Source organism: Sphingomonas faeni, assembly GCF_040407495.1.
GTDB classification, from domain to species: Bacteria; Pseudomonadota; Alphaproteobacteria; order Sphingomonadales; family Sphingomonadaceae; genus Sphingomonas; species Sphingomonas faeni_D.
This window is the reverse complement of record NZ_JAPZPP010000002.1, coordinates 655286-678419: the sequence shown is the minus strand read 5'-3', so window position 1 is coordinate 678419 and position 23134 is coordinate 655286. Positions and strand designations below refer to the sequence as shown.

The following is a 23134-nucleotide window of genomic DNA, read 5'->3' as shown; positions in this document are numbered from 1 at the left end:
TCATCACATACTGCAGTGCAGCACGGGAATAATATCAATCTAAATCAAATCGATATTTCGCGTCGTCGTCCTGGGCCCTCAACCGCGACCGCGATAGGGGGCGACTCCCTGGTCCGGCAGCCACAAATCTTGCGGCGGTGCACTCGATTGCCAGAACACGTCGATCGGGATTCCACCACGCGGATACCAATAGCCGCCGATGCGCAGCCACACCGGTTTCATCTCGTCGAACAGGCGCTCGCCGATGCCGACGGTGCAATCCTCGTGGAACCCGGCATGGTTGCGGAAGCTGCTCAGGAACAGCTTCAGCGACTTCGACTCGACGATCGTCTCGCCGGGGACGTAGTCGATGACGAGGTGCGCGAAGTCGGGCTGGCCGGTGACGGGGCACAGCGAGGTGAACTCGGGTGCCGCGAACCGCACGAGATACGTCCGGCCCGGCCGCGGGTTCGGAACATAATCGAGCACGGCCTCTTCTGGAGAGGCGGGGAGGGCGCTGTTCTGGCCGAGATGCAATGGGTTCTGGGGGGCGGTCATATGCCGCCATGTAGGATGCGATTCGAATGCCGCAAAGTGGGTGATGCTTTCCTCCGTCATGCCGGGCTTGTTCCGGCATCCACCCGTCCGCGAACTCTACCGGCGGCGAGCGTGCGGAACGGTGGACCCCGGAACAGGTCCGGGGTGACGGAGTGTGCGCTGATATGACGACGACACTCGTACCGATCCTCGGCGACCAGCTCACGATCGACCTCGCCTCGCTGCGGGACTGTGATCCCAAAACCACGATCGTGCTGATGATGGAGGTCGACGAGGAGACGACCTATGTCCGCCATCACAAGCGCAAGATCGCGTACATCCTCTCGGCGATGCGGCATCATGCCGAGGCGCTGCGCGAGGCCGGGTGGACGGTCGAATACACGCAGCTCGACGACCCCGACAATGCCGGGAGCTTCACCGGCGAGATCGCGCGCGCGGTCGAGCGGCATGACCCCGAGCGGATCGTCGTCACCGAGGGTGGCGAGTGGCGCGTGATGGCGATGCTCGAAAGCTGGGAGACGCTGTTCGGCATCCCCGTCGAGATCCGCAGCGACGATCGCTTCCTCGCCAGCCATGCCGATTTCGAAACCTGGGCGGCGGAGCGGAAATCGCTGACGATGGAGTGGTTCTATCGCCAGATGCGGATGCGCACCGGACTGTTGATGACCGCTGGCAAGCCCGAGGGCGATCGCTGGAACTTCGACAAGGAGAACCGCAAGCCCGCCAAGAACGACCTGCTGATGCCGCGCCCGCTTGTGTTCGCGCCGGACGCGATTACGCGCGACGTGCTGGTGCTGGTGGCGGAAAGGTTCGCGGATCATCCGGGGAGTCTCGACGGGTTCGAATACGCCGTGACCGCGAAGGATGCCGAGCGACAGGCGGCGAACTTCTTCAAGCACGCGCTGGCGCAATTCGGCGACTACGAGGACGCGATGCTGACGGGCGAGCGGCATCTGTGGCACTCGATCTTGTCGCCGTACATCAATTCGGGGCTGCTCGATCCGCTCGATCTGTGCCGGCGGGCTGAGGCGGAATATCGCGCCGGTCGTGCGCCGCTGAACGCGGTCGAGGGGTATATCCGCCAGATCATCGGCTGGCGCGAATATATGCGCGGGATCTACTGGCGCGAGGGACCGGATTACGTCGAGCGCAACTTCCTCGACCACCACCGCGAACTGCCCGGCTGGTACTGGACCGGCGAGACCGACATGCACTGTCTGCGCGAGGCGATCGGCCAGACGCTGGAGACCGCGCACGCGCACCATATCCAGCGTCTGATGGTGACGGGCAATTTCGCGCTGCTGATCGGCGCGGACCCGGCCAAGGTGCACCTCTGGTATCTGGAGGTGTATGTCGACGCGTATGAATGGGTCGAGCTGCCCAATACGCTGGGGATGAGCCAGTTCGGCGATGGCGGCTTGTTGGGGTCAAAGCCGTATATCTCGTCGGGCGCGTATATCGACCGAATGTCCGATTATTGCGGGAGCTGCCGGTACAATGTGAAGCAGCGGATCGGGCCCGATGCGTGCCCGTTCAACGCGCTGTACTGGGATTTCCTCGCGCGGCACGAGGACAAGCTGGGGCGTAACAACCGGCTGGCGATGCCGTATCGCAACTGGGCGAAACAGTCCGAGGCGGACCGCGAGGCGACGCGCGCGCAGGCGGCGGGGTTCCTCGCCTCCCTCGACGCGAGCGGCCCGGCTGGCTACTGACCGATCGAGCACAAGGAGCCGCATATGGACGCGTTGGTAAGCACCGATTGGCTGGCGAACGAACTAGGCGCGAGCGATCTTCGGATCGTCGACGCGACCTACGCCGAGGGGCGCGATGCGGCGGCGGAGTATGAGGCGGCGCACATCCCCGGCGCGGTGTTCATGAACCTCAGCGAGTTGCGCGATACCGACAGCGACCTGCCCAACACGCTGCCCTCCGCGGAGAAGTTCGCGAGCCGGATGCAGACGCTGGGGCTCGGCGATGGCAGCCGGATCGTGCTGTACGACAGCTCCCCCTGGCATACGGCGGCGCGCGCGTGGTGGTTGCTGCGGCTGTTCGGCGCGCACAACGTCGCGATCCTCGATGGCGGGTTCGCCAAGTGGCAGGCCGAGGGACGCGAGATCGCGACGGGGAAAGAGACGCCGCGACATCGCCACTTCACGACCTGGGCGGACCTGAAGGGCGTGCGCGATGTCGACCAGATGAAGGCGAACGTCGAAAGCGGCGCGGAGCAGGTGCTCGACGCGCGGTCCGCGTCGCGCTTCACTGGCGCCGAGGAAGACCCGCGGCCGGGCACTGCGCCGGGGCATATTCCGGGCTCGAAGAACCTGCCGCAGGGCGCGGCGTTCAACGCGGATGGCACGTGGAAGACCGGCGACGCGCTCAAGGCCGAATTCGACAAGGCGGGCATCGACCTGGCGAAGCCAATCGTGATGACCTGCGGCTCGGGCATCACCGCGTCGGTGCTCGCGTTCGGCGCACACCTGCTCGGCAACGATGCGGCGCTGTACGACGGCAGCTGGTCCGAATGGGGCGGCGATCCCGAGACACCCAAGGCGACAGGCGCAGCATGAGCGACACGAACAAGCCGGTCGGCGACGCGACCAAGGTCGTCCTCGCCGGTCGTCGCCCGGAATGGACTCAAGGTATCGTCAGCCCGCCGGTATGGCGCGCCTCGACGATCCTTTACGATTCGGTCGGACACCTCCGCGAAAGCGCCACGCGCGATACGCATCACCGGCTGTTCTACGGGCGCAAGGGCACGCCGACGCAGTGGAGCCTCGCCGATGCGCTGACCTCGCTCGAGCCCGGTGCGGAGGGCACGTTCCTCTATTGCTCCGGCGTTGCGGCGATCGCGGCGGCGTTGTTGTCGGTGCTGTCTCCCGGCGACGAACTGTTGCTGGTCGACAGCGCTTACGACCCCACGCGCGGCATGGCCGGCGGGCTGCTCAAGCGGTTCGGGATCACCACGCGCTATTACGACCCGATGATCGGCGCGGGCATCGCCGACGTGATCGGCGAGAACACGCGGGCGATCTTCATGGAAAGCCCCGGTTCGCTGAGCTTCGAGGTGCAGGACGTCCCCGCGATCGTCGCCGCCGCGAAGGCGAGGGGGGTGACCACCCTGCTCGACAACACCTGGGCCACCCCGCTGTTCTTCCCCGCGATCGAGCGCGGCGTCGACCTGACGATCCTCGCCGGCACGAAATACGTGGTCGGCCATTCGGACGTCATGCTCGGCTCGGTCACCGCCGGTTCCGGCCATTTTAAGAAGCTGCGCGAAACAAGTTTTCAGCTCGGCCAGGTCGCCAGCCCCGACGATTGCTGGCTCGGCAGCCGGGGCTTGCGCACGATGGCGGTCCGCCTCGCGCAACACCAGTCGAGCGCGCTCACCATCGCCAAGTGGCTGCAATCGCGTCCCGAAGTCGCGCAGGTTCTCCACCCAGCACTTCCCGATTGCCCCGGACACGACCTGTTTGTCCGCGACTTCAAGGGCTCCAGCGGCCTGTTCTCGTTCGTCCTGAACGGCGGTGACGAAGCGTCCCGCGCTGCGCTGATCGACGCGCTGCAGCTGTTCGGAATCGGCTATAGCTGGGGCGGTTTCGAGAGCCTCGCCATCCCCGCCGACCCGCAGCGTCATCGCACCGTCACCAAGCGCGACGCCGCCGGCCCGATGGTCCGCCTCCAGATCGGCCTCGAAGACCCCGCCGACCTGATCGCCGATCTCGAAGCCGGGCTCGCCGCCTTCTCTGCCGCAAAGGTCTAGACGATTTCCGATCGAGGCGTGTCCGCGCGGGAGGCTGACGCACCCATCTTCGGCCCCGCGTTCCAGGCCGAGCTGGACACGCTGTTCCGCTGGCGCCGAGACGTCCGGCGGTTTCGGCGCGATGCGTTGCCGGCCGGGCTGCTCGATCGGCTGCTGGCGACGGCGAACGCCGCCCCGTCGGTCGGGCTGAGTCAGCCGTGGCGGTTCGTCACGGTCGACGACCCTGCACGCCGCGCCGCGGTCCGAGCCGATTTCGAGACGTGCAATGCAGCGGCGTTGGCGACGCAGGATGGGGCGCGGATGGCGAACTACGCGCGGCTCAAGCTCGCCGGGCTCGAACAGGCGCCGTGCCATGTCGCGGTGTTCGTCGAACCCGATCCGGAGCAGGGCTACGGCCTCGGCCGCCGGACCATGCCCGAAGCTGTCGCGTATTCCGCGGTCATTGCGGTCCACACGCTCTGGCTCGCTGCTCGCGCGCAGGGGATCGGCATCGGCTGGGTCTCGATCCTCGACCCGTCGCGCGTCCGTGCGATCCTCGACGTGCCCGAGACCTGGCACCTCGTCGCATATCTCTGCATCGGCTATCCCGAGACCGACGCGGTTATCCCCGAACTCGAGCGTGAAGGGTGGGAAAACCGACGGTCGATCAACGTTCTAGCACGCTGAACACACGTTGGACGCGACCGCTGTCTCTGAAACGAGTGTGGCGGTTGCGCAACATGCGTGCTGTCAAAGCCCAATTGTACGCAAGATTCGCTTGTGCAACGCACCATGGACTGTCATCGCGGTGTCACCGTTGGAAAGACCGCACTGGGGTTTGGCTCCGAAAGATGCGGCGTCCACGGATGCAGGGCGGACATCGACTTCCGGTATCGAAAGGGAAACGATGCGCTTCACCACACTTCTTCTCGGCGGCATTGCTTTGGCTGCCGCAACGCCCGCGTTCGCGCAGGACGACACCGCGCCTCCCAAGGAGGTTACGGTCACGGGTTCGGTCGGTCTCGTCAGCGACTACCGCTTCCGCGGCGTGTCGCAGTCGGACGAGAACCTCGCCGTCCAGGGCGGCATCACGATCACGCACAAGAGCGGGCTGTACATCGGTACCTGGGGTTCCAACCTCGCAGGCTGGGGCACGTTCGGCGGCGCCAACATGGAGCTCGACCTGATCGCGGGCTACAAGGTGCCCGTCGGCGGCGGCGCACTCGACGTCGGCGCGACCTGGTACATGTACCCGAGCGGCTTCGACAACACCGACTTCATCGAGCCCTATGCCAAGCTGTCGGGCACCGTCGGCCCGGTCGCGCTTCTTGCCGGCGTAGCCTACGCGCCTAAGCAGCAGGCGCTGGGGCCGTGGTATACCAACGGTGCGTCGGCGGCGGCCGGCGTATACGACCGCGTCAATGCGAAGGACGACAACCTCTATCTCTGGGGCGACGTCAGCAGCGGGATCCCGACCACCGGCGTGACCGTGAAGGCGCATGTCGGCTATTCGCGCGGTAACAAGGGCCTCGGGCCGTTCGCGACCAGCGTGTCGCCGACCGGCGAGTATTGGGACTGGCTGTTCGGCGCGGACTATGTGATCCCGACGACTCCGCTGACACTCGGCGTGGCGTATGTCGATACCGACATCACGAAGAGCGAGTCGGCCTATCTCCAACCGAGCTTCAGCCGGGGCCAGGACGGCAACGGCTCGATCGCGAACGGCAAGGTGCTGGTGTCGCTGACCGCGGCGTTCTGATCGCCGTGGGGAGAAGGTGTCACTGAACCTTGTTTCCCCTGCTCAGGCGGGGACCCAGACTGGGCTCCCGCCTTCGGGGGAGGACAAGGGCGGCTAAGGCTTCGACTGGAGCCTCCTGCTTCGATCTACATAGTCAGACACCAAAAAGGGCGGCCCCGCGAGGAGCCGCCCTTTTTAGTTAGCCGCTAAGGCCAATCAGTTCGTGGTCGTCTTCGCGTCCTGGCCGTCGCCCTCTGGCGCCGCGACGATGTCGCGCGTGGTCGAGCCCTTGTCGACGACCGTCGTGCCGGGATCACCGACACTGGAGCGGATGCCCGGATCGTCGCCGTCCGCACCTGCATCGGTGACGATCCCCGATTCTGCCGGGCTGCGGGCCGCAGCACCACCGAACAGCGCGTCGAGCGTCTGCGCGTTGGCCGCGGTATCCTGCGGGCGGGCGGCGCCGGGCTGCGGCGGCACCAGCGCGAAGTCGGGCGGGATCACCAGCGGTGCCTGGCGCGCGACCGCGAACTCGTCGGGGCGTGCGCGATCAAGGCTACGGCCTGCCCCGCAACCACTGAGCAGCGCGACGCAGGTGAGGCCGGCGGCCAGGGGTACGAACTTACGCATGGGAATTCTCCACAGGGGGCTTCTCGCGCACGAGGAGCGCCCGAACAAGCAGGACGAGCACGCCGACAGTAATCGCTGCATCGGCGACATTGAAGACCAAAAACGGACGCCACTCGCCGATATGCAGGTCGGCGAAATCGATCACATAACCGAGCCGGATCCGGTCGAGGATATTGCCGATCGCCCCACCGAGCACGAAGCCGAGCGCGACCTGGTCGGCGGGGTTCTTCTCGCGCGTCATCCACACCGCGACGCCGATCGCGATCGCGCCGGTCAGCAGCACCAGCGCCCAGCGGGTCAGGTGCCCGTCGGCGGGGAGCAGTCCGAGCGAGATGCCGATGTTCGGCACGAAGCGCAGGTCGAAGAACGACGTGATCGTCTGCGAATCGCCAAGCGAGTCGATCCCGAGCGGCTTGGTCACCGCCCATTTGCTGAGCTGGTCGGCGAGGAAGAGCGCGATCGCCGCGCCGAATCCGGCTTTGGGCAGGTTACGCATCGGCCACCACCTCGTCGCATCGGTTGCAGAGTTCGCCATCGACGGTCACCTCGGGGAGGTGGCGCCAGCAGCGGCCGCATTTGTAGAAGTCGGTGCGGTTTACGGTGACCGCGTCGCCCGGCGTGACCTTGGCGACGATGAACGCTTCGGCCAATTCCGCTGCTTCAGTCGGCGCGAGAGGCGACATCGATTTGATCGTGACCTCTGCCTCCAAACTCGAACGCACGGTCTTTTCGCGACGCATGGGTTCGATGGCTTCGGTAACCGTTTCGCGAAGTGCACGGATTTGCGTCCACTTCTTCCCGACTTCGACGCCATCCTCCACCTCGGGCAGCGACGGCCATTCGAGGTAGTGCACCGAGCTGTCGTCGTTGGGAAAGCGCGACTGCCACACTTCTTCCGCGGTGAAGCAGAGCACCGGCGCGGCGTAGCGGACGAGTGCGTGGAACAGCACGTCCAGCACCGTGCGGTACGACCGGCGCTTGATGTCGCTCGGCGCGTCGCAATAGAGCGAGTCCTTGCGGATATCGAAGAAGAACGCGGACAGGTCCTCGTTCGCGAAGTCGGTCAGCAGGCGCGTGTAGCGGTTGAACTCGTACGCTTCGGCCGCCTGGCGCAGTTCGGTGTCGATCATGCCGAGGCGGTGAAGCACGTAGCGTTCCAGCTCGGGCATGTCGGACACCGCGACGCGCTCCGACTCATCGAAGTCTTCGAGCGCGCCGAGCATGTAGCGGAAGGTGTTGCGCAGCTTCCGATACGCGTCGGAGGCGGTGGCGAGCACCTCCTTGCCGATCTTCACGTCGTCGAAATAGTCGGTCGAGGCGACCCACATGCGGAGAATGTCCGCGCCGGATTCGCCGATGATCTTCAACGGGTCGACGACGTTGCCAAGCGACTTCGACATCTTCCGGCCCTGACCGTCGAGCGCGAAGCCGTGGGTGAGGACCGCGTCGTACGGTGCGCGACCACGCGTGCCGCAGCTTTCGAGCAGCGACGACTGGAACCAGCCGCGATGCTGGTCCGAACCTTCGAGGTAGAGATTGGCGCGCGTGCCTTCGCCGTACCGCGCCTCGACCGTGAAGACGTGCGTGCAGCCCGAGTCGAACCAGACGTCGAGGATGTCCTTCACGACCTCATAGTCGGCGAGGTCGTAGTCGGGGCCGAGCAGCGCCTGATGGCCGTCCGCATACCACGCATCCGCGCCGTTCTCGCGGAAGGATTCGACGATCCGCGCGTTGACCGCGGGGTCGTTGAGGTATTGACCGGTGGCGCGGTTCACGAACAGCGCGATCGGCACGCCCCAGGCACGCTGGCGCGAGATGACCCAGTCGGGACGGCCCTGGACCATCGACGTGATCCGGTTTTCGGAGCGCGCGGGGATCCAGGTGGTGGCGGCGATCGCGTCGAGCGCGATCTCGCGGAGCGTGGCGCCGTTGCCACTTTCTGCTCCCCCGCCCGCTTGCGGGAGGGGGCTGGGGGGTGGGCTCGCGCCATCCGCGTCAGCGCCGGTCGAGAGCGCGTGCCCATCCCCGGCCCCTCCCGCCTGCGGGAGGGGGGAAGAAGAGGCATCCATCGGGATGAACCATTGCGGGGTCGCGCGGAAGATCACCTTGGCCTTCGAGCGCCACGAATGCGGGTAGCTGTGCTTGAAGTCGTCGCTTGCCGCCAGCAGCGCGCCGGCCTCGCGCAGGTCGGTGCAGATCGGACCGTCCGCGCTCACGAACTTCTTGTTGATGACGCTGCCCTGGCCGCCGAGCCATGCCCAGTCGGCGCGGTACATCCCCGCGCCGTCGATCGCGAAGACCGGGTCGAGCCCGTATTGCTTGCAGAGTTCGAAATCGTCCTCGCCGTGGTCCGGCGCCATGTGCACGAGCCCGGTGCCCGCATCGGTCGTGACGAACGCGCCGGGGAGGAACGGCCGCGGCTTCGCGAAGAACCCGCCGAGTGCGTGCATCGGATGACGCGCGGTGGCGTCAGCGAGGTCGGAGCCCTTGCCGCGCCAAATCACATTGCTGCTGGTGAAGCCCATACGCTTCGCGACCAGCGGCAGGAGCACTTCTGCAATAACCAACTTCTTGTTGATGACATTGCCGCCATTCTCGAACGACGCATCCGTTAGCTCGCGATCCCAGCTTGCCTCAACGGCAACATACTCAATCTCAGGCCCATAGCTCAGCGCCTGGTTCACCGGGATCGTCCACGGTGTCGTCGTCCAGATTACCGCATGCGCGCCAACCAGTTCGGGCGCGTTCGGCGCAGAGTCGATCTCGAACGCGACGTCGATCTGCGTGGAGACGATGTCCTCATACTCGACCTCGGCCTCGGCGAGTGCGGTCTTCTCGACCGGCGACCACATCACCGGCTTGGCGCCGCGGTACAGCTGGCCGCTCTCGGCGAACTTGAGCAGCTCGCCGACGATCGCGGCCTCGGCCTCGTACTTCATCGTCAGGTACGGATCGGCCCAGTCGCCCATCACGCCGAGCCGTTCGAACTCGGCCTTCTGCACGGCGACCCATTTCTCGGCATAGGCGCGGCATTCGGCGCGGAACTGGTCGACCGGGACGTCGTCCTTGTTCAGCTTCTTCGCGCGATACGCTTCCTCGACCTTCCACTCGATCGGCAGGCCGTGACAGTCCCAGCCGGGGACATAGGGCGCGTCCTTGCCCATCAGCGACTGCGAGCGGACGATGATGTCCTTCAGGACCTTGTTCATCGCGTGGCCCATGTGGATGTCGCCGTTCGCGTACGGGGGGCCATCATGCAGGATGAACCGCTCGCGCCCGAGCCGCTGTTCGCGCAACCGGTCGTAGATGCCGAGTTTCGCCCAGCGCTCCAAGATCGCCGGCTCCTTGGCGGCGAGGCCCGCCTTCATCGGGAAGTCGGTCTTCGGCAGGAAGACGGTATCGCGGTAATCGCGGGCGGGCGCAGGAGTATCGGTCATAAGTGGGCCGGGCTGTAGCCGGTAGCGGCTCACGTTGCCATCCCTCTCCCTCGCGGAGAGGGGCGCGGTTATGCCAGGATCGTCCGCGCGCGCGCGCAGTCGGCGTCCATCTGCATGATAAGTGCATTGAGGTTGGCGAACTTGGCCTCAGGGCGGAGATACTCGATCAGCGCAACCTCGATCCGCTGGCCGTACAGGTCTTCGCCGAAATCGAAGAAATACGGCTCGAGCAGTTCCTTGGGCGGATCGAAGCTCGGGCGGATGCCGAGGTTCGCGGCGCCTTTCAGCACGCGACCGTCCTCCAGCCGCCCGGTCACCGCGTAGATCCCGTAGGCGGGGCGCAGGTAATTGCCCATGTCGAGATTGGCGGTCGGATAGCCGATCGTGCGGCCGACCTTGTCGCCGTGCTGGACGAAACCCTGGATCGTGAACGGTCGGGTCAGCAGGCGGGTGGCGGTGGCCATGTCGCCAGCGCGCAGCGCCTCGCGGATGCGGGTGGACGAGACGGTCTCGCCCTCCAGCTCGATCGCGCTCACCGTCTCCGCGCGAAATCCGTGCGCGGGCCCACGCGAGGCGAGCGTGCGGACGGTGCCGGCCTTGCCCTTGCCGAAGGTGAAGTCCTCGCCGGTGACGACGCCCGCGACGCGGAGGTTGCGTTCGAGGCGCTCGGTGATGAAGCGCTCGGCGGTCAGCGCGGCGAGATCGCCGTCGAAATTGAAAACGACCATCGCATCGGCGCCGGCCTTCTTGAAAAGCTGTTGGCGCTGATCGAGCGTAGTCAGGCGGAACGGCGGGGTATCGGGTCGGAAGTGGCGAACCGGATGCGGATCGAACGTCGCCACCAGCGCCGGACGCCCCTCGGCCCGCGCCCAGGCGACCGCGCGCGCGACCACCGCCTGGTGACCGAGGTGAAATCCATCGAAATTCCCCAGCGCGACGATCCCGTTCGCCAGATACGACGGGAGCACCGCACCGCCGTCGAGACGTTGCATGCGCGGGTCAGTAACCAGCCGTCGCGAAAGGCGATAGTCCTTCTGTGCGGTTGTCTGCTGCGCGTCTTGTTCTCCCGCAAAGGCGGGAGTCCAGTCTGGGCTCCCGCCTTCGCGGGAGAACAGCTCAGACGCGAGTTAGCGTGACGAAGCTGTAGGCCGGGCGGTCGTTTTCGGCGGGGTGGTCTTCGCGGGCGATCTCGTGCCAGCCGTCGAAGGCGGGGACGGTCGCGTCGCCTTCGGGGGCGGCGTGGACTTCGGTCAGTTCGATGCGGTCTGCGCGGGGAAGGAACTGCGCGTAAATCTGCTCGCCGCCGATCACCGCGACGTCGTCGCCCGCCATTGCGAGCGCTTCTTCGACCGAATGCGAGACCTCTGCACCGTCAGCAGTCCAGTCGCCGCGCGTGAGGACGATGTGACGGCGACCGGGGAGGGGGCTCGGGAAGCTCTCGAACGTTTTCCGGCCCATCACCATCGGCTTCCCCATCGTCAGCGCCTTGAAGCGCTTCAGGTCGGCGGGGAGGCGCCAGGGGAGCTGGCCGTCGCGACCGATCACGCCGTTGGTGGCGCGGGCGAGGTAGAAGATGATCATGTGGCGGTCATGCCGGAATGAAGGGCGGAGAGCTACTCCCGCGTTTTAGTCGGCATACCCCGCCTCACGAGAAACCACCCCGGCGAAGGCCGGGGCCCAATTGGAGAGGTCGCGGTCACGGCACGCAACGCTAATCAGCGGCGTTCCCCAATTGGGCCCCGGCCTTCGCCGGGGTGGTAAGGAAGTGGGCGGGTTACCCCGGCGCGTGCTCCTTCACATACGCCTCGGGATCCTTGTCGACGACCTTCACGCCATTCAGATGATTCGCCTCGAACGCCGCGAACCGCACGCCAAGCTCATGCCGCTCTTCCAGCGTCGCATGCTTGCGGAAGTCGGTCAGGCCCTGGCGTTCTTCCTCCGCCAGATGATCGCTGTTCGCCTTGTTGCACTCGCCGACGGCCGCGAACCACGCGTCCGAGCCGACCGGGTGCTTGTCGACCGCCTCGCCGGTATCGCGGATGTCGTTGTGATCCTCGATCGCGTCCTCGGTCTCCTCGGCGGCGGACTCGGCGTCGTTGCCGCCGGTGCCGATCTTCATCAGCCGCGGGTAGAAGAAGCGTTCCTCCGCCTCGGCATGCGCGTCGAGCAGGTTCTTGAGGCGGGTCCAGAGCGCCGACAGCGCCTCGGTATCCTTGGCGTCGATCGAATCGATCTGCGCGAACAGTGCACGCTGCTGCGCGTGTTCGTCGAGAATGAGCTGTGTAATGTCCATGCGCATCTGAACCGCACAGCGCCAGCCCGGTTCCTATTGCGATTCGCTCTCTGTTCAGACCGCGACCGGGGCCTTGATATGCGCCTGCGCGACGTAATCGTGGAGGACGAAATCCTCATACTCGTACGCGTCGATCGAGTCCGGCTTCCGCACGATCTCAAGACGCGGGAGAGGTCCCGGCGAGCGGGTCAGTTGCAACTGCGCCTGCTCGAGATGATTCGAATAGAGATGGCAATCGCCGCCGGTCCAGATGAACTCGCCGACCTTGAGCCCGCATTGTTGCGCGAGGATGTGCGTGAGCAGTGCGTAGCTTGCGATGTTGAACGGCACGCCGAGGAAGATGTCGCCCGAGCGCTGGTAGAGTTGCAGCGAAAGCTTGCCGTTGGCGACGTGCGTCTGGAACAGGCAGTGGCACGGCGCGAGCGCCATTGCGTGGAGGTCGCCCGGATTCCAAGCGCTGACGATCTGGCGGCGCGAGGCGGGGTTGGTCCTGATCTGCGCGATCAGCTCGGCGATCTGGTCGATGTGGCGCCCATCCGCGGCGACCCAGTCGCGCCACTGCTTGCCGTAGACCGGGCCGAGGTCGCCATTCTCGTCCGCCCACTCATCCCAAATCGCGACTTTGCGGTCCTGCAACCAGCGGACGTTAGTGTCGCCGCGCAGGAACCACAGCAGCTCGACGATGATCGAGCGGAGGTGAAGCTTCTTGGTCGTGAGCACGGGGAAGCCCTGCGCGAGATCGAAGCGCATCTGCGCGCCGAACACGCTGAGCGTGCCGGTGCCGGTGCGGTCCATCGTCTCGACGCCGGTCGAGAGCACGCGGTCCATGAGGTTTAGATATTGGCGCATGCTGGGGGCGTAGCGGCGCGGGGCCGGAGGCTCAAGCGGATGCAGTTGCGCATGCCGTAGCCGGTGCCGCGGGGCAGGCGGGTACGTGCTGCCGTTGCTCGTGCCATCTCCTCGTATCGCGGACCTCTTGGCAGCTCGCGCGCTGTTCTCCGGGTTGCGAGATGCGACCGTCGAGATGGTCGCGGTGGCCTATCTTGATCCGAATCGGAGACTTCTCGGAATGCGGCATGTCATCGGCGGGCGGGATCAGGTGGCGATCTCGATCCGAACGATCGCGGTAGATGCGCTGGCGTTCGGCGCTCACGGGGTGATCCTGGCGCACAACCATCCGAGCGGCGATGCGACGCCGAGCGCGCGCGATGTGGCGTTCACGCGGGCGCTGGAGGCGGGGTTGCGGACGTTGGAAGTGGTTTTGCTCGATCACCTAGTGATCGCGGGGGACGAGGTGACGAGTTTGCGAGCGATGGGGATCGTCTGACTTGTCGCATCGATCCCGACCGAACTGAGGCTGGCATCAGCGAGATGGGGCGTCAGCTTTCAGATGACGACAGAAAAGTTTGTTTCCCCGCGAAGGCGGGGACCCAGACTGGGCTCCCGCCTTCGCGGGAGAACAAGGAAGTGTGGGCCGCCGTCGGATTGCCGGCGACCGGTGCATAGATCTGCGTGCGAGAGGGATGATGTGAGAGTGTGAGGAGCACTTGCCCCCCAATTCTACCACCCCAGCGAAGGCCGGGGCCCAGTTGGGGGACGGCGCCAACTTAGCGCCTAACGCCGTTACCGCTGCCTTCCCAACTGGGCCCCGGCCTTCGCCGGAGTGGCGTGCTTGGTTGAGTCACGACCCGAACCCAATCTCACCCCAGCCGGCACGCCCGGATCGCTTCCGGCGCCGGCCGCGGCCCGTTTGCACGGAACGTCGCGATATAGCCTCCGGCTGAGGGCATGTCGTCGGTATCGACCTGCGTATAGCCCACCGCCGCGAACTCGCACTTCAGCAGCGCCGGCGGCGTGCCGTGGTTCTGCGTCGGCCGGTTCGCATCGACCACCACCACCAGCCCGTCAGGCTTCAGCGATGGCCGCAACCGCCACAGGAACTCGTACGGCTGTTCGATCTCATGATACATGTGCACCATCAGCACGCGGTCGAAGCTCGCCTCGGGCAGCTTGGGATCGTTCGCCTCGCCCAGCTTCACGCTGACGTTCGCCAGATCCTCGCGCGCGACGCGTTCCGCGAGCTGGTCGCGCACTGCCGGGATGATGTCTTCCGCGAGCACGCGGCCGTCCTTGCCGACGCGCGCCGCGAGACGGATCGTGTAATAGCCTTCGCCCGCGCCGATATCCGCGACCGTCATGCCCTTGCGGATCTCGCCCTTGTTCATGACCTCGCCGGCCTCGTTCAGCCGATCGCGCGCTTCCTCGTTGGACCAGCGCGTCGAGACGATCGACGCGACCGGACGATCCGCGGCGGGGAACACCGGCTCCTTCGGCTCGCGCTTGATCAGCGGCTTGCTGCCGTCACACGCGCATAACGCAAGCATCGGCAGGACCATCAGGGCAAGGGCGCCCCGCAAGCTCAATCGACGTCCTCCACCTCGACGGCCTCGCCGGTCACGCGTTGCGACAGCGCCGCCGCCATGAACATCTCGAGGTCGCCGTCGAGCACGTCCGACGGGCTGGTCGACACCACGCCGGTGCGCAGGTCCTTCACCATCTGGTACGGTTGCAGCACGTACGAACGGATCTGGTGACCCCAGCCGATATCGGTCTTGCCGGCATTCTCAGCGTTGGCAGCAGTCTCGCGGATCGCCAGTTCGCGTTCGTACAGACGCGCGCGGAGCTGGTTGTACGCCTCGGCCTTGTTCTTGTGCTGCGAGCGCTGGTTCTGACACTGCACGACAATGCCGGTCGGAATGTGCGTGATGCGCACCGCCGAATCGGTTGTGTTGATGTGCTGACCACCGGCGCCCGACGCGCGATACGTGTCGATGCGCAGGTCGCTCTCGTTGTATTCGACCTCGATATTGTCGTCGACGACCGGGTACACCCAGACGCTCGCGAACGACGTGTGCCGCCGCGCCGCCGAGTCGTACGGGCTGATTCGGACCAGCCGGTGCACGCCGCTCTCGGTCTTCGCGTAACCGTACGCGTTCTCGCCCTTGAGCAGCAGCGTGGCGGACTTGATTCCCGCTTGCTCGCCCGAATGCTGGTCGACCAGCTCGACCTTCAGCCCGTGGCGCTCGCCCCAGCGCGAATACATCCGGCTGAGCATGCCGGCCCAGTCCTGGCTCTCGGTCCCGCCGGCGCCGGCGTTCACCTCGATATAGGTGTCGTTGGCGTCGGCTTCGCCCGCGAGCAGCGCCTTGATCTTGTCCTTGTCGGCACGCGCGGCGAGTTCGGCGAGCGACGCAACGCCGTCCGCCTCCATCTCGGTATCGCCCTCGGCCTCGGCCATCTCGATCAGCTCAGACGTGTCCGACAGCTCGCTCTGGATCGCGCGCGTCGCGCTGATCGCCTCGTCGAGACGACGACGCTCGCGCATCACCTCCTGCGCGGCCTTGGGATCGGACCAGAGCGCCTGATCCTCGACGCGCGCGTTCAGCTCGTCGAGACGACGCAGCGCGCGGTCCCAGTCGAGGAAGCGGCGCAGCAGCGCCAGCGCGTCGTTGATGGTGTCTACGTGAGCCTGCGCTTCGGCGCGCATGATATTCTCCAAAAATTCCGTCTTCCCAGCGGAGGCCGGGATCGCCGTCCCAAGCGAGCGGGGCGGGTCTCCGGCGGCCGCCGGGATGACGTCTATATAAGCGCGCTAGTAGATTCCGCCTTGTCTTTGCAAGAAATCGCTGTCGCGCGGGGCTTCGGCCTTCTTCACCGCGGTCGTCGTCGTGGCAGCCGTGGGGGCTATATCCGAGCGTCGCGCCGCACGCCGCGGTTCGCTCTCGGGCTTGAACGCTTCCCAGATCACCGCGGGCTTGGGATCGCTGGTGTCGGGCCATGTGCCATAGACCGGCCGGCCGCTCGCGCGATCGATCCGGACCATGCGGATCCCCGCCGGCGCGCGGAACGGCAGCTTGGGGAGGTCCTCATACGCCTTCACCGCGAACTGCTTGAAGATCGGCGCGGCGAGCGTGCCGCCCTGTGCCGCACCACCTAGGTTCTTCGGCGTGTCGAAACCGATATATAGCCCGCCGACGAACTGCGGCGTGCCGCCCACGAACCACACGTCGGTCGGGCCGTTGTTCGTGCCGGTCTTGCCGAACATCGGCCGGTCGAGATCGCGCAGCGTCACCGCGGTACCGCGCTGGACGACGCCTTCGGTGATGTGGACCATCTGGTAGGCGGTCATCGCGTCGAGCACCTGGCGCTGGCGCGTGATCGGCCGCGGCATCGGCTTGCCGTCCCAGTCGGGCGCGTTGCAGCGATCGCACGGCCGCCAGTTCTCCGGCCAGATTACCTTGCCGTGACGATCCTGCACGAAGTCGATCAGCGACGGCGGGCCGCCCTTGCCGTTGTTGGCGAGGATCGAATACGCGTTGACCATCCGACCGACGGTCGTCTCGCCGGCGCCGAGCGCGTAGGACAGATACGGAGCGTAATCGCCGACGCCCATCTTCTTGATCGTCGCGACGACCTTCGGCATGCCGGTCTGCGCGGCGGCGCGCACCGTCATCAGGTTGCGCGACTGCTCGATGCCCCAGCGCATAGTGTGCGGGCCGGACCCGCGCGAATTGCCGAAGTTGCGGAAGCATTTCTGCCCCAGCCGCGCGCCCTGATAGACGCAGAACGGCCCGTCGACGATGATCGACGCGGGCGTCATGCCGTTGTCCAGCGCGGCGGAATAGACGATCGGCTTGATGGTCGAGCCCGGCTGGCGCATCGCCTGCGTCGCGCGGTTGAACGCCTGCAAGCGGTCGTCGAACCCGCCCTGCATCGCGAGCACGCGGCCCGACGCGGGCTCCTCGACGACGAACGCACCCGAGACCTTGGGGATCGCCCGCAGCGAGAATTCGCCGCCATCCGGCGCCACCGCGATGATGTCGCCGACCTCGATCGCGCCGAACGCATTGCCGCCCTTGCCGCGCACCGGCATCTGCGCCGCATAGCGCGGCAGCGTGCCGGTCTTGCCGGTGCGGAAGCCTAGGCTCCAGGCATTGCCGTCCTTGCCCGTCACGATCGCCGCGACCCAATCGCGGTAGTCGAGTGCGATATTGCTGTTGAGCAACGGCTGGAGCCAGTTGTCGTCCTCGATTTCGACATGACGGATGGGACCGTTCCAGCCGCGCCCGCTGTCGAACCGCACCAGACCATCACGCAACGCCTGCTGCGCCAGATCCTGCAGCTTCGCGTCGAACGAGGTGCGCACCCACAGTCCGCCCGAATAGACGCTGTAAGGCCCGTCCTTCGCGTTCTCGCCGAACTTCGCCATCAGCTGGCGACGGACTTCCTCGACAAAATAGCCGCCGACGCTCTCGAACTTCGGCGTGCGGCGCATCACCGCGCCGAGTGGCTCGGCATTCGCCTGATCATGCTGCGGGCGCGTGATGAAGCCGTTGTCGAGCATCCGGTTGAGCACATAGTTGCGCCGGATCATCGCGCGCTCCGTGTTGCGCACCGGATCGTAGTTCGACGGACCCTTCGGCAGGATCGCGAGATACGCCATCTGCGCGAGATCGAGCTGGTCGAGCTCCTTGTCGAAATACGCGTGGCTCGCCGCCTCGACGCCGAACGCGTTACGCCCGAGCGCGATCTGGTTGAGGTACAGCTCGAGGATCTGCTCCTTGGTCAGCGTATCCTCGATCTTGTACGCCAGCACCGCCTCGCGCAGCTTCCGCGATGGCGAATAGGCGTTGCCGATCAACAGGTTCTTCGCGACCTGCTGCGTGATCGTCGAGCCACCCTTGGCGCGCTTGCCGGTGCCTAGCTTGGTCGCATAATCGTACACCGCGCCGGCGAGGCCGGGATAATCGACGCCGTGATGCTCGAAGAACGACTTGTCCTCCGCGGCGAGGAACGCCTTTACGAGCAGCGGCGGATATTCGGCATAGCTTAGTTCCACGCGGCGTTCGCGCGCGTACGAGTGGATCGGTGCGCCATCGATCCCGCGCACGTTGGTCGGCAACGGTGGCTCGTAGGTGCGCAGCGTGTCGACCGACGGCAGGTCGCGCATGACCGCGAACCAGAACGCGAAGATCGCGACGAAGCCGAGCACCACCAGCACAAGAGCCGCCTTGGTCCACCGACTCGCCCAGGCGCGCGCAACCCTGCCGCGCAGCCGGTCGGAAGTGCGGCCTGTCGCCGTTGTCGAGGTGGGGGAGGGATCGGACGCCATGATTACTGCCGCAGCGTCTAGCAGGTTCGCGGGCGCTTGCCAGCCTTCGGTGGGATAGGGGCGGGGTGGGCTGTCGCAACGCGTTCGGCAGCGACAAACTCGTGGGGTGATCGATCCATGCGCATATGCGCGCCACCCCGGCGAAGGCCGGGGCCCAATTGGAAAGGTGGCAGTAACGGAGCGCAATGGCCTTCACCGCCGTTTCCCAATTGGACCCCGGCCTTCGCCGGGGCGGTGTCTTTAGATGACGGGTAGCCATCGACCTTCTCAAGGCCCTTCGATCCTCCCCCGCCAGGGGGAGGTGGCTGGCACTTGCCAGACGGAGGGGGAGGTAAGGAACGACATCTGTTCCGTGCCCTCCCCCTCCGTCACCTTCGGCGCCACCTCCCCCTGGCGGGGGAGGATCTAAGGCGCGCGATCATCGGTTTGAACCCGCACCTTCCCAAGGGACCGCCCAAGCAAAACCTGTCGCCAACCCCGCTACTGTGGCAGCAGGCGCGCATGACCCCGCCGCCGCTCCCGATCCTAGCCGTACTCCCCGACCTCCTCGCCACCCTCCGCGACCGCACTTCCGCGGTCCTTGTCGCTCCCCCAGGCGCCGGCAAAACCACCGCAGTCGCGCCGGCCCTCCTCACCGAACCCTGGTGCACCGGCGAGATCCTCCTCCTATCCCCCCGCCGCCTCGCCGCCCGTGCCGCCGCCGAACGCATGGCCTCCACCGCGGGCGAACCCGTCGGCCAGACCTTCGGCTACGCCACCCGCATGGACAGCAAACGCTCCGCCGCGACCCGCGTGACGGTCATTACGGAGGGCATCTTCGTCGCCCGTATCCAGGCCGATCCCGAACTCGCCAGCGTGTCCGCGGTGCTGTTCGACGAAGTCCACGAACGCAGCCTTGACGGCGACTTCGGCCTTGCGTTGGCGCTCGACGTGCAAGCCGGCTTCCGCCCCGACCTCCGCATCGTCGCGATGTCCGCAACGCTCGACGGCGCAAGGTTCGCGGCGCTGATGGACGGCGCCCCGGTGATCGAGAGCGAAGGCCGAAGCTACCCGCTGACCCTCCGCCACATCGGCCGCCAAGCCGAACTACGGATCGAGGACTCGGTCGCCGCCGCGGTCCGCCGCGCGCTCGGTGAGGCGGACGGCGGCGTGCTCGCCTTCCTCCCCGGCGTCGCGGAGATCGAGCGCACCGCCGACCGCCTCGCCAATCTGCCCGACGACATCGTCTTGCACGAACTTCACGGCAGCCTCGACCCCGCCGCGCAACGCTCCGCCATCCTCCCCGAACCAGACGGCCGGCGGAAGGTCGTGCTCGCCACCAGCATCGCCGAGACCAGCTTGACGCTCGACGGCATCCGCATCGTCGTCGACTCCGGGCTGGCGAGACGCCCCCGCTACGACCGCGCCGCCGGTATGACGCGCCTGGTCACCGAACGTGCGAGCCAGGCCGCGGTAACCCAACGTGCCGGCCGCGCCGCGCGCCTTGGGCCGGGGATCGCGTATCGCTTGTGGGAGGAGGCGGCGACGGCCGGCCTTCCACGGTACGACCCGCCAGAAATCCTGGAGGCGGACCTGTCCGCGCTAGTCCTTGCCTGCGCACTTTGGGGCGTCGGTGATCCGCGAGACCTCCGCTGGATCGACCCGCCCCCCGCCGCGGCTATCGACGAGGCGATGGCGCGGCTGACGACGCTGGAGGCGATCGAAGACGGTCGCCCGACGTCGCATGGCCGCGCGATTGCCAAGCTGCCGATGCCGCCGAGACTGGCGCATATGCTGCTGAGGGCGGGGGAACGCGGCTTGGCGAACGTAGCGGCGCAAATCGCGGTGCTGCTCGGCGAGCGCGGGATCGGTGGACAGGACGTCGACCTGGAAACCCGCCTCCGCCGCTGGAAAACCGAACGTGGTCCGAAGGCGCAGGCGGCACGCGCCATGGCGGATAGGTGGGCGAAACTTGCCCCCCCTCCCGCAAGCGGGAGGGGGCTGGGGGGTGGGCTCGCGCCATCCTCCTCGCGCGACGCCGAAGCCGGGCGCCCACCCCCCAACCCCCTCCCGCCTGCGGGAGGGGGGGCAGAAGTTTGCGTCGCGCTTGGCTTCCCCGACCGGGTCGCCCGCCGCCGCGACCCATCCGGCGAAACCTGGGCCTCCGTCGGCGGACGCGGGTTCAAGCTCGACCCGACCTCGCCGCTCGCCCGCTCCGAATGGCTCGCCGTCGCCGACACGCAAGGCTCGGCCGCCGGCGCGCGCATTCTCTCCGCCGTGGCGATCGATCAGGCCACCGTCGAAACCCTCTTCGCCGACCGCATCGAATCCCGCCGCATCGTCACGTTCGACCCCACGACCGGCGGCATCCAGGCGCTCCGCGAACGCCGCCTCGGCGCGATCCGGCTGTCGAGCGGCCCCGATAGCGGCGCGGACCCCGACGCGATTCTTGCCGCGCTGATCGACGGCGTCCGCGAGCACGGCCTCGCGCTGCTACCGTGGAGCGACGGCGCCCAAGCCCTGCGCGACCGCGCCGCCTATGCCGGCGTACCGCTCGACGACGCGACCCTGCTCGACCGCGCCGAAGAATGGCTCGCCCCGCTCCTGACCGGCAAGCGCCGACTCGACGCGATCGCCCCCGGCGCACTCGCCGAAGCCTTGCGCAACCTGCTCGGCTGGGACGCGATGCAGACGATCAACCGCCTCGCGCCACCCGATTTCACCAGCCCGGCCGGCAGCACGCACGCGATCGACTACGCCGCGGAAGGCGGCCCCCGGGTCGAACTCCGCGTGCAAGCCCTGTTCGGCCTCGCGGTCCACCCGGTGATCGGCGAGGCGCGCGTGCCGCTGGTGCTGAGCCTCACATCCCCCGCCGGCCGCCCGATCCAGACTACGCGCGACCTCCCCGGATTCTGGGCAGGCAGCTGGACCGCGGTGGCGAAGGAAATGCGCGGGCGCTACCCCAAGCACCCCTGGCCCGACGACCCCGCCGCGGCGTCCGCGACGCTGCGCACGAAAAAGGCGGATGCAAGGGCCGCCGGTTCGCGATAAGGGGGGCTCATGCCAACCGCCCGTATCTTCCAGCGCCCCAAGAACGCCATGCAGTCCGGCAAGCACCGGACCGACGCCTGGCAGCTCGAATTCGAACCGTCGGAGCCCAAGCGCCCCGACCCGCTCACCGGCTGGGCCGGTAGCGGCGACACGCGCGATCAGCTGCGCCTGCTGTTCCCGACTGCCGAGGCGGCGATCGCGCACTGCGAGCGCGAGGGGTTCGGCTACACGGTGGTGCCGGCGCCGCAGAAGACGCTGAAGCTCCAGAGCTACGCGGATAACTTCAAGTAAGCTTGGAGGGAGCGGCGCTAGGCCCTCCCGCACCAACTTGTTCTCCCGCAAGGCGGGAGCCCAGTCTGGGTCCCCGCCTTCGCGGGGAAACAGGTCATGGTTAGAGTATCGACCCAGCCAGGATCAGCAGCATCTTGGTGTCGATTGCCACGCCAGCCTTCCGCTTCTCCGCCACGAACGCCGGCACGTCCCCCAGCGGCACCCGGTGCACGGTTATGTTCTCGTCGCCATCCCCGCCGCCATCGCTGACCTTCGTCAGCCCGGTCGCGCGGACCAGCGTGAAGCATTCCGACGTCATCCCCGGCGACGAGTAGAACTCGCCGAGATCCTCGATCGCGTCAGCGCGGTAGCCGGTCTCCTCCTCCAACTCACGACCAGCCGCCACCGCGACGCTTTCGCCCGCGGTCTCGTCACCGACCAGCCCGGCCGGCAGTTCGAGACACGTGCGGCCGAGCGGCACGCGGAACTGCTCCACCAAAATCACGTCGCCCTCGTCGATCGCGACGATCACCGCCGCCGCGATGTCGCTCTGGCGCGCGGCGAACTCCCAAGTACCCTCGGTCTGCACGGTCAGGAATTTCCCGGCCCATACGGTCTTGCTCATAGTTCGATCAGCCTGTCCGGAAGTTCGTTCACCGGCGCACCGGTGCGGGGGAAATGTTCGGCCAGCACCGCGCCGATCTGCGCGACCGCATCCGCCATGCCATCGGCCGGGCGATCGTCGCGAACGCCGACGAGCACCGCCGCCATCGCCGCGCCCCAGGTCTCGTTCGGCACGCGCGAGTGGATCGCGTCGTCGGCGATGATCTCCGCGCGGTGCTCGGCGAGCGACAGGTACAGCAAGACGCCGGTGGAACCCTTGGTGCGCTTCTCGGCGCCCGCACGGAACAGGAGCAAAGCCCGCCGCCGCACGCGCCGCGCCTTGGTCGCGCCCGGCGTCAGCGCGAGCCTTGCCGGTGTCCACGTCAGCACGAGCCGCACTGCCAGGAACACCAGAGTCACCAGCACCAGCGCGACCACGTACAGCGCACCCTGCGGCGCCGCCTGCCAGGGATCGACCAGCGCGTAGATATGGTCCGCTGCGACCGGGCGGTACGCGAGCAGCGCCAACGTCAGCAGCATCGCCAGCACACCCCAGTGCATCGACACGTCGTGATAGGCATCGGACTGCCGCGCGACGATCGTGACGATCTCGCCGGTCGTCGCGGTCTCCGCCTGGGTGACCGCCGCCGTGACGCGGTCGTGGTCGGTGTCGCTCAATCGCATG

General features: G+C 66.9%; 21 protein-coding genes. 8 read left to right on the top strand and 13 right to left on the bottom strand.

Going from position 1 to position 23134, the window contains the following annotated elements; all coding sequences use genetic code 11:
• Window positions 1-78 precede the first annotated feature (78 nt).
• A complete protein-coding gene (queF, locus tag O6W96_RS08205) occupies window positions 79-537 on the bottom strand; it encodes a preQ(1) synthase (protein WP_056053016.1) in 459 nt (152 codons plus the stop codon).
• A 164-nt stretch (window positions 538-701) separates the two neighbouring features.
• On the opposite strand from queF, the gene O6W96_RS08200 reads away from it, so the two are divergent.
• From O6W96_RS08200 to O6W96_RS08180, 5 genes are all read left to right on the top strand, one after another.
• Window positions 702-2249: a cryptochrome/photolyase family protein gene (locus tag O6W96_RS08200; protein ID WP_353469086.1), complete on the top strand. Its 1548-nt coding sequence runs from the start codon at window positions 702-704 to the stop codon at window positions 2247-2249.
• Window positions 2250-2273: 24 nt separating this feature from the next.
• Complete coding sequence (locus O6W96_RS08195) at window positions 2274-3104, top strand: sulfurtransferase (protein ID WP_353469085.1); 831 nt, start codon at window positions 2274-2276, stop codon at window positions 3102-3104.
• Complete coding sequence (gene metC, locus O6W96_RS08190) at window positions 3101-4297, top strand: cystathionine beta-lyase (protein WP_353469084.1); 1197 nt, start codon at window positions 3101-3103, stop codon at window positions 4295-4297. The genes O6W96_RS08195 and metC overlap by 4 nt, the downstream gene beginning before the upstream one ends.
• An 18-nt stretch (window positions 4298-4315) precedes the next feature.
• The gene (gene bluB, locus O6W96_RS08185) at window positions 4316-4963 is read left to right on the top strand and encodes a 5,6-dimethylbenzimidazole synthase (protein WP_353469083.1); all 648 of its coding nucleotides are present in this window, start codon (window positions 4316-4318) and stop codon (window positions 4961-4963) included.
• Between the two features lie 220 nt (window positions 4964-5183).
• Window positions 5184-6035 carry a TorF family putative porin gene (locus tag O6W96_RS08180; RefSeq protein WP_353469082.1) on the top strand — a complete coding sequence of 284 codons (852 nt, stop codon included), beginning with the start codon at window positions 5184-5186 and terminating at the stop codon, window positions 6033-6035.
• A gap of 195 nt (window positions 6036-6230) precedes the next feature.
• On the opposite strand, the gene O6W96_RS08175 is transcribed toward O6W96_RS08180, so the two are convergent.
• The 7 genes from O6W96_RS08175 to O6W96_RS08145 form a co-directional block, all read right to left on the bottom strand.
• Window positions 6231-6644 (bottom strand): DUF3035 domain-containing protein, encoded by a 414-nt coding sequence (locus O6W96_RS08175; protein ID WP_353469081.1) that lies wholly within the window; start codon window positions 6642-6644, stop codon window positions 6231-6233.
• Window positions 6637-7140: a signal peptidase II gene (lspA, locus tag O6W96_RS08170; RefSeq protein WP_353469080.1), complete on the bottom strand. Its 504-nt coding sequence runs from the start codon at window positions 7138-7140 to the stop codon at window positions 6637-6639. Before lspA ends, O6W96_RS08175 begins: the two co-directional genes overlap by 8 nt.
• On the bottom strand, window positions 7133-10081 hold the full coding sequence (ileS, locus tag O6W96_RS08165) for an isoleucine--tRNA ligase (protein ID WP_353469079.1): 2949 nt from the start codon (window positions 10079-10081) through the stop codon (window positions 7133-7135). Before ileS ends, lspA begins: the two co-directional genes overlap by 8 nt.
• 68 nt (window positions 10082-10149) lie before the next feature.
• On the bottom strand, window positions 10150-11073 hold the full coding sequence (locus O6W96_RS08160) for a bifunctional riboflavin kinase/FAD synthetase (protein WP_353469078.1): 924 nt from the start codon (window positions 11071-11073) through the stop codon (window positions 10150-10152).
• Window positions 11074-11197: 124 nt separating this feature from the next.
• Entirely contained in the window at window positions 11198-11662 is a 465-nt protein-coding gene (locus tag O6W96_RS08155; RefSeq protein WP_353469077.1) for a dihydrofolate reductase, read from the bottom strand.
• A gap of 193 nt (window positions 11663-11855) precedes the next feature.
• Window positions 11856-12374, bottom strand: a complete 519-nt coding sequence (locus tag O6W96_RS08150) for a hemerythrin domain-containing protein (RefSeq protein ID WP_353469076.1) — start codon at window positions 12372-12374, stop codon at window positions 11856-11858.
• 54 nt (window positions 12375-12428) lie between these two features.
• On the bottom strand, window positions 12429-13223 hold the full coding sequence (locus O6W96_RS08145; protein ID WP_353469075.1) for a thymidylate synthase: 795 nt from the start codon (window positions 13221-13223) through the stop codon (window positions 12429-12431).
• A gap of 127 nt (window positions 13224-13350) precedes the next feature.
• Between O6W96_RS08145 and O6W96_RS08140 the strand changes: the two genes are divergently transcribed.
• A complete protein-coding gene (locus O6W96_RS08140) occupies window positions 13351-13701 on the top strand; it encodes a JAB domain-containing protein (RefSeq protein ID WP_353469074.1) in 351 nt (116 codons plus the stop codon).
• Between the two features lie 373 nt (window positions 13702-14074).
• On the opposite strand, the gene O6W96_RS08135 is transcribed toward O6W96_RS08140, so the two are convergent.
• The 3 genes from O6W96_RS08135 to O6W96_RS08125 all read right to left on the bottom strand — a co-directional run bounded on the left by O6W96_RS08135 (window position 14075) and on the right by O6W96_RS08125 (window position 18546).
• The gene (locus O6W96_RS08135; RefSeq protein ID WP_107954741.1) at window positions 14075-14770 is read right to left on the bottom strand and encodes a class I SAM-dependent methyltransferase; all 696 of its coding nucleotides are present in this window, start codon (window positions 14768-14770) and stop codon (window positions 14075-14077) included.
• 23 nt (window positions 14771-14793) lie between these two features.
• Window positions 14794-15921, bottom strand: coding sequence for a peptide chain release factor 2 (gene prfB, locus O6W96_RS08130; protein WP_056065876.1), 1128 nt, complete (start codon window positions 15919-15921; stop codon window positions 14794-14796).
• A gap of 105 nt (window positions 15922-16026) precedes the next feature.
• Entirely contained in the window at window positions 16027-18546 is a 2520-nt protein-coding gene (locus O6W96_RS08125) for a penicillin-binding protein 1A (protein ID WP_353469073.1), read from the bottom strand.
• A 501-nt stretch (window positions 18547-19047) separates the two neighbouring features.
• Between O6W96_RS08125 and hrpB the strand changes: the two genes are divergently transcribed.
• Together hrpB and O6W96_RS08115 are read left to right on the top strand one after the other, a co-directional pair.
• Window positions 19048-21576 carry an ATP-dependent helicase HrpB gene (hrpB, locus tag O6W96_RS08120; protein WP_353469072.1) on the top strand — a complete coding sequence of 843 codons (2529 nt, stop codon included), beginning with the start codon at window positions 19048-19050 and terminating at the stop codon, window positions 21574-21576.
• Window positions 21577-21585: 9 nt separating this feature from the next.
• Entirely contained in the window at window positions 21586-21867 is a 282-nt protein-coding gene (locus O6W96_RS08115) for an ETC complex I subunit (protein ID WP_056051595.1), read from the top strand.
• Window positions 21868-21967: 100 nt separating this feature from the next.
• On the opposite strand, the gene O6W96_RS08110 is transcribed toward O6W96_RS08115, so the two are convergent.
• Both O6W96_RS08110 and O6W96_RS08105 read right to left on the bottom strand, forming a co-directional pair.
• Window positions 21968-22471: an NUDIX hydrolase gene (locus tag O6W96_RS08110; protein WP_353469071.1), complete on the bottom strand. Its 504-nt coding sequence runs from the start codon at window positions 22469-22471 to the stop codon at window positions 21968-21970.
• Complete coding sequence (locus O6W96_RS08105; protein ID WP_353469069.1) at window positions 22468-23133, bottom strand: TPM domain-containing protein; 666 nt, start codon at window positions 23131-23133, stop codon at window positions 22468-22470. The genes O6W96_RS08110 and O6W96_RS08105 overlap by 4 nt, the downstream gene beginning before the upstream one ends.
• Between the last annotated feature and the right edge of the window lies 1 nt (window position 23134).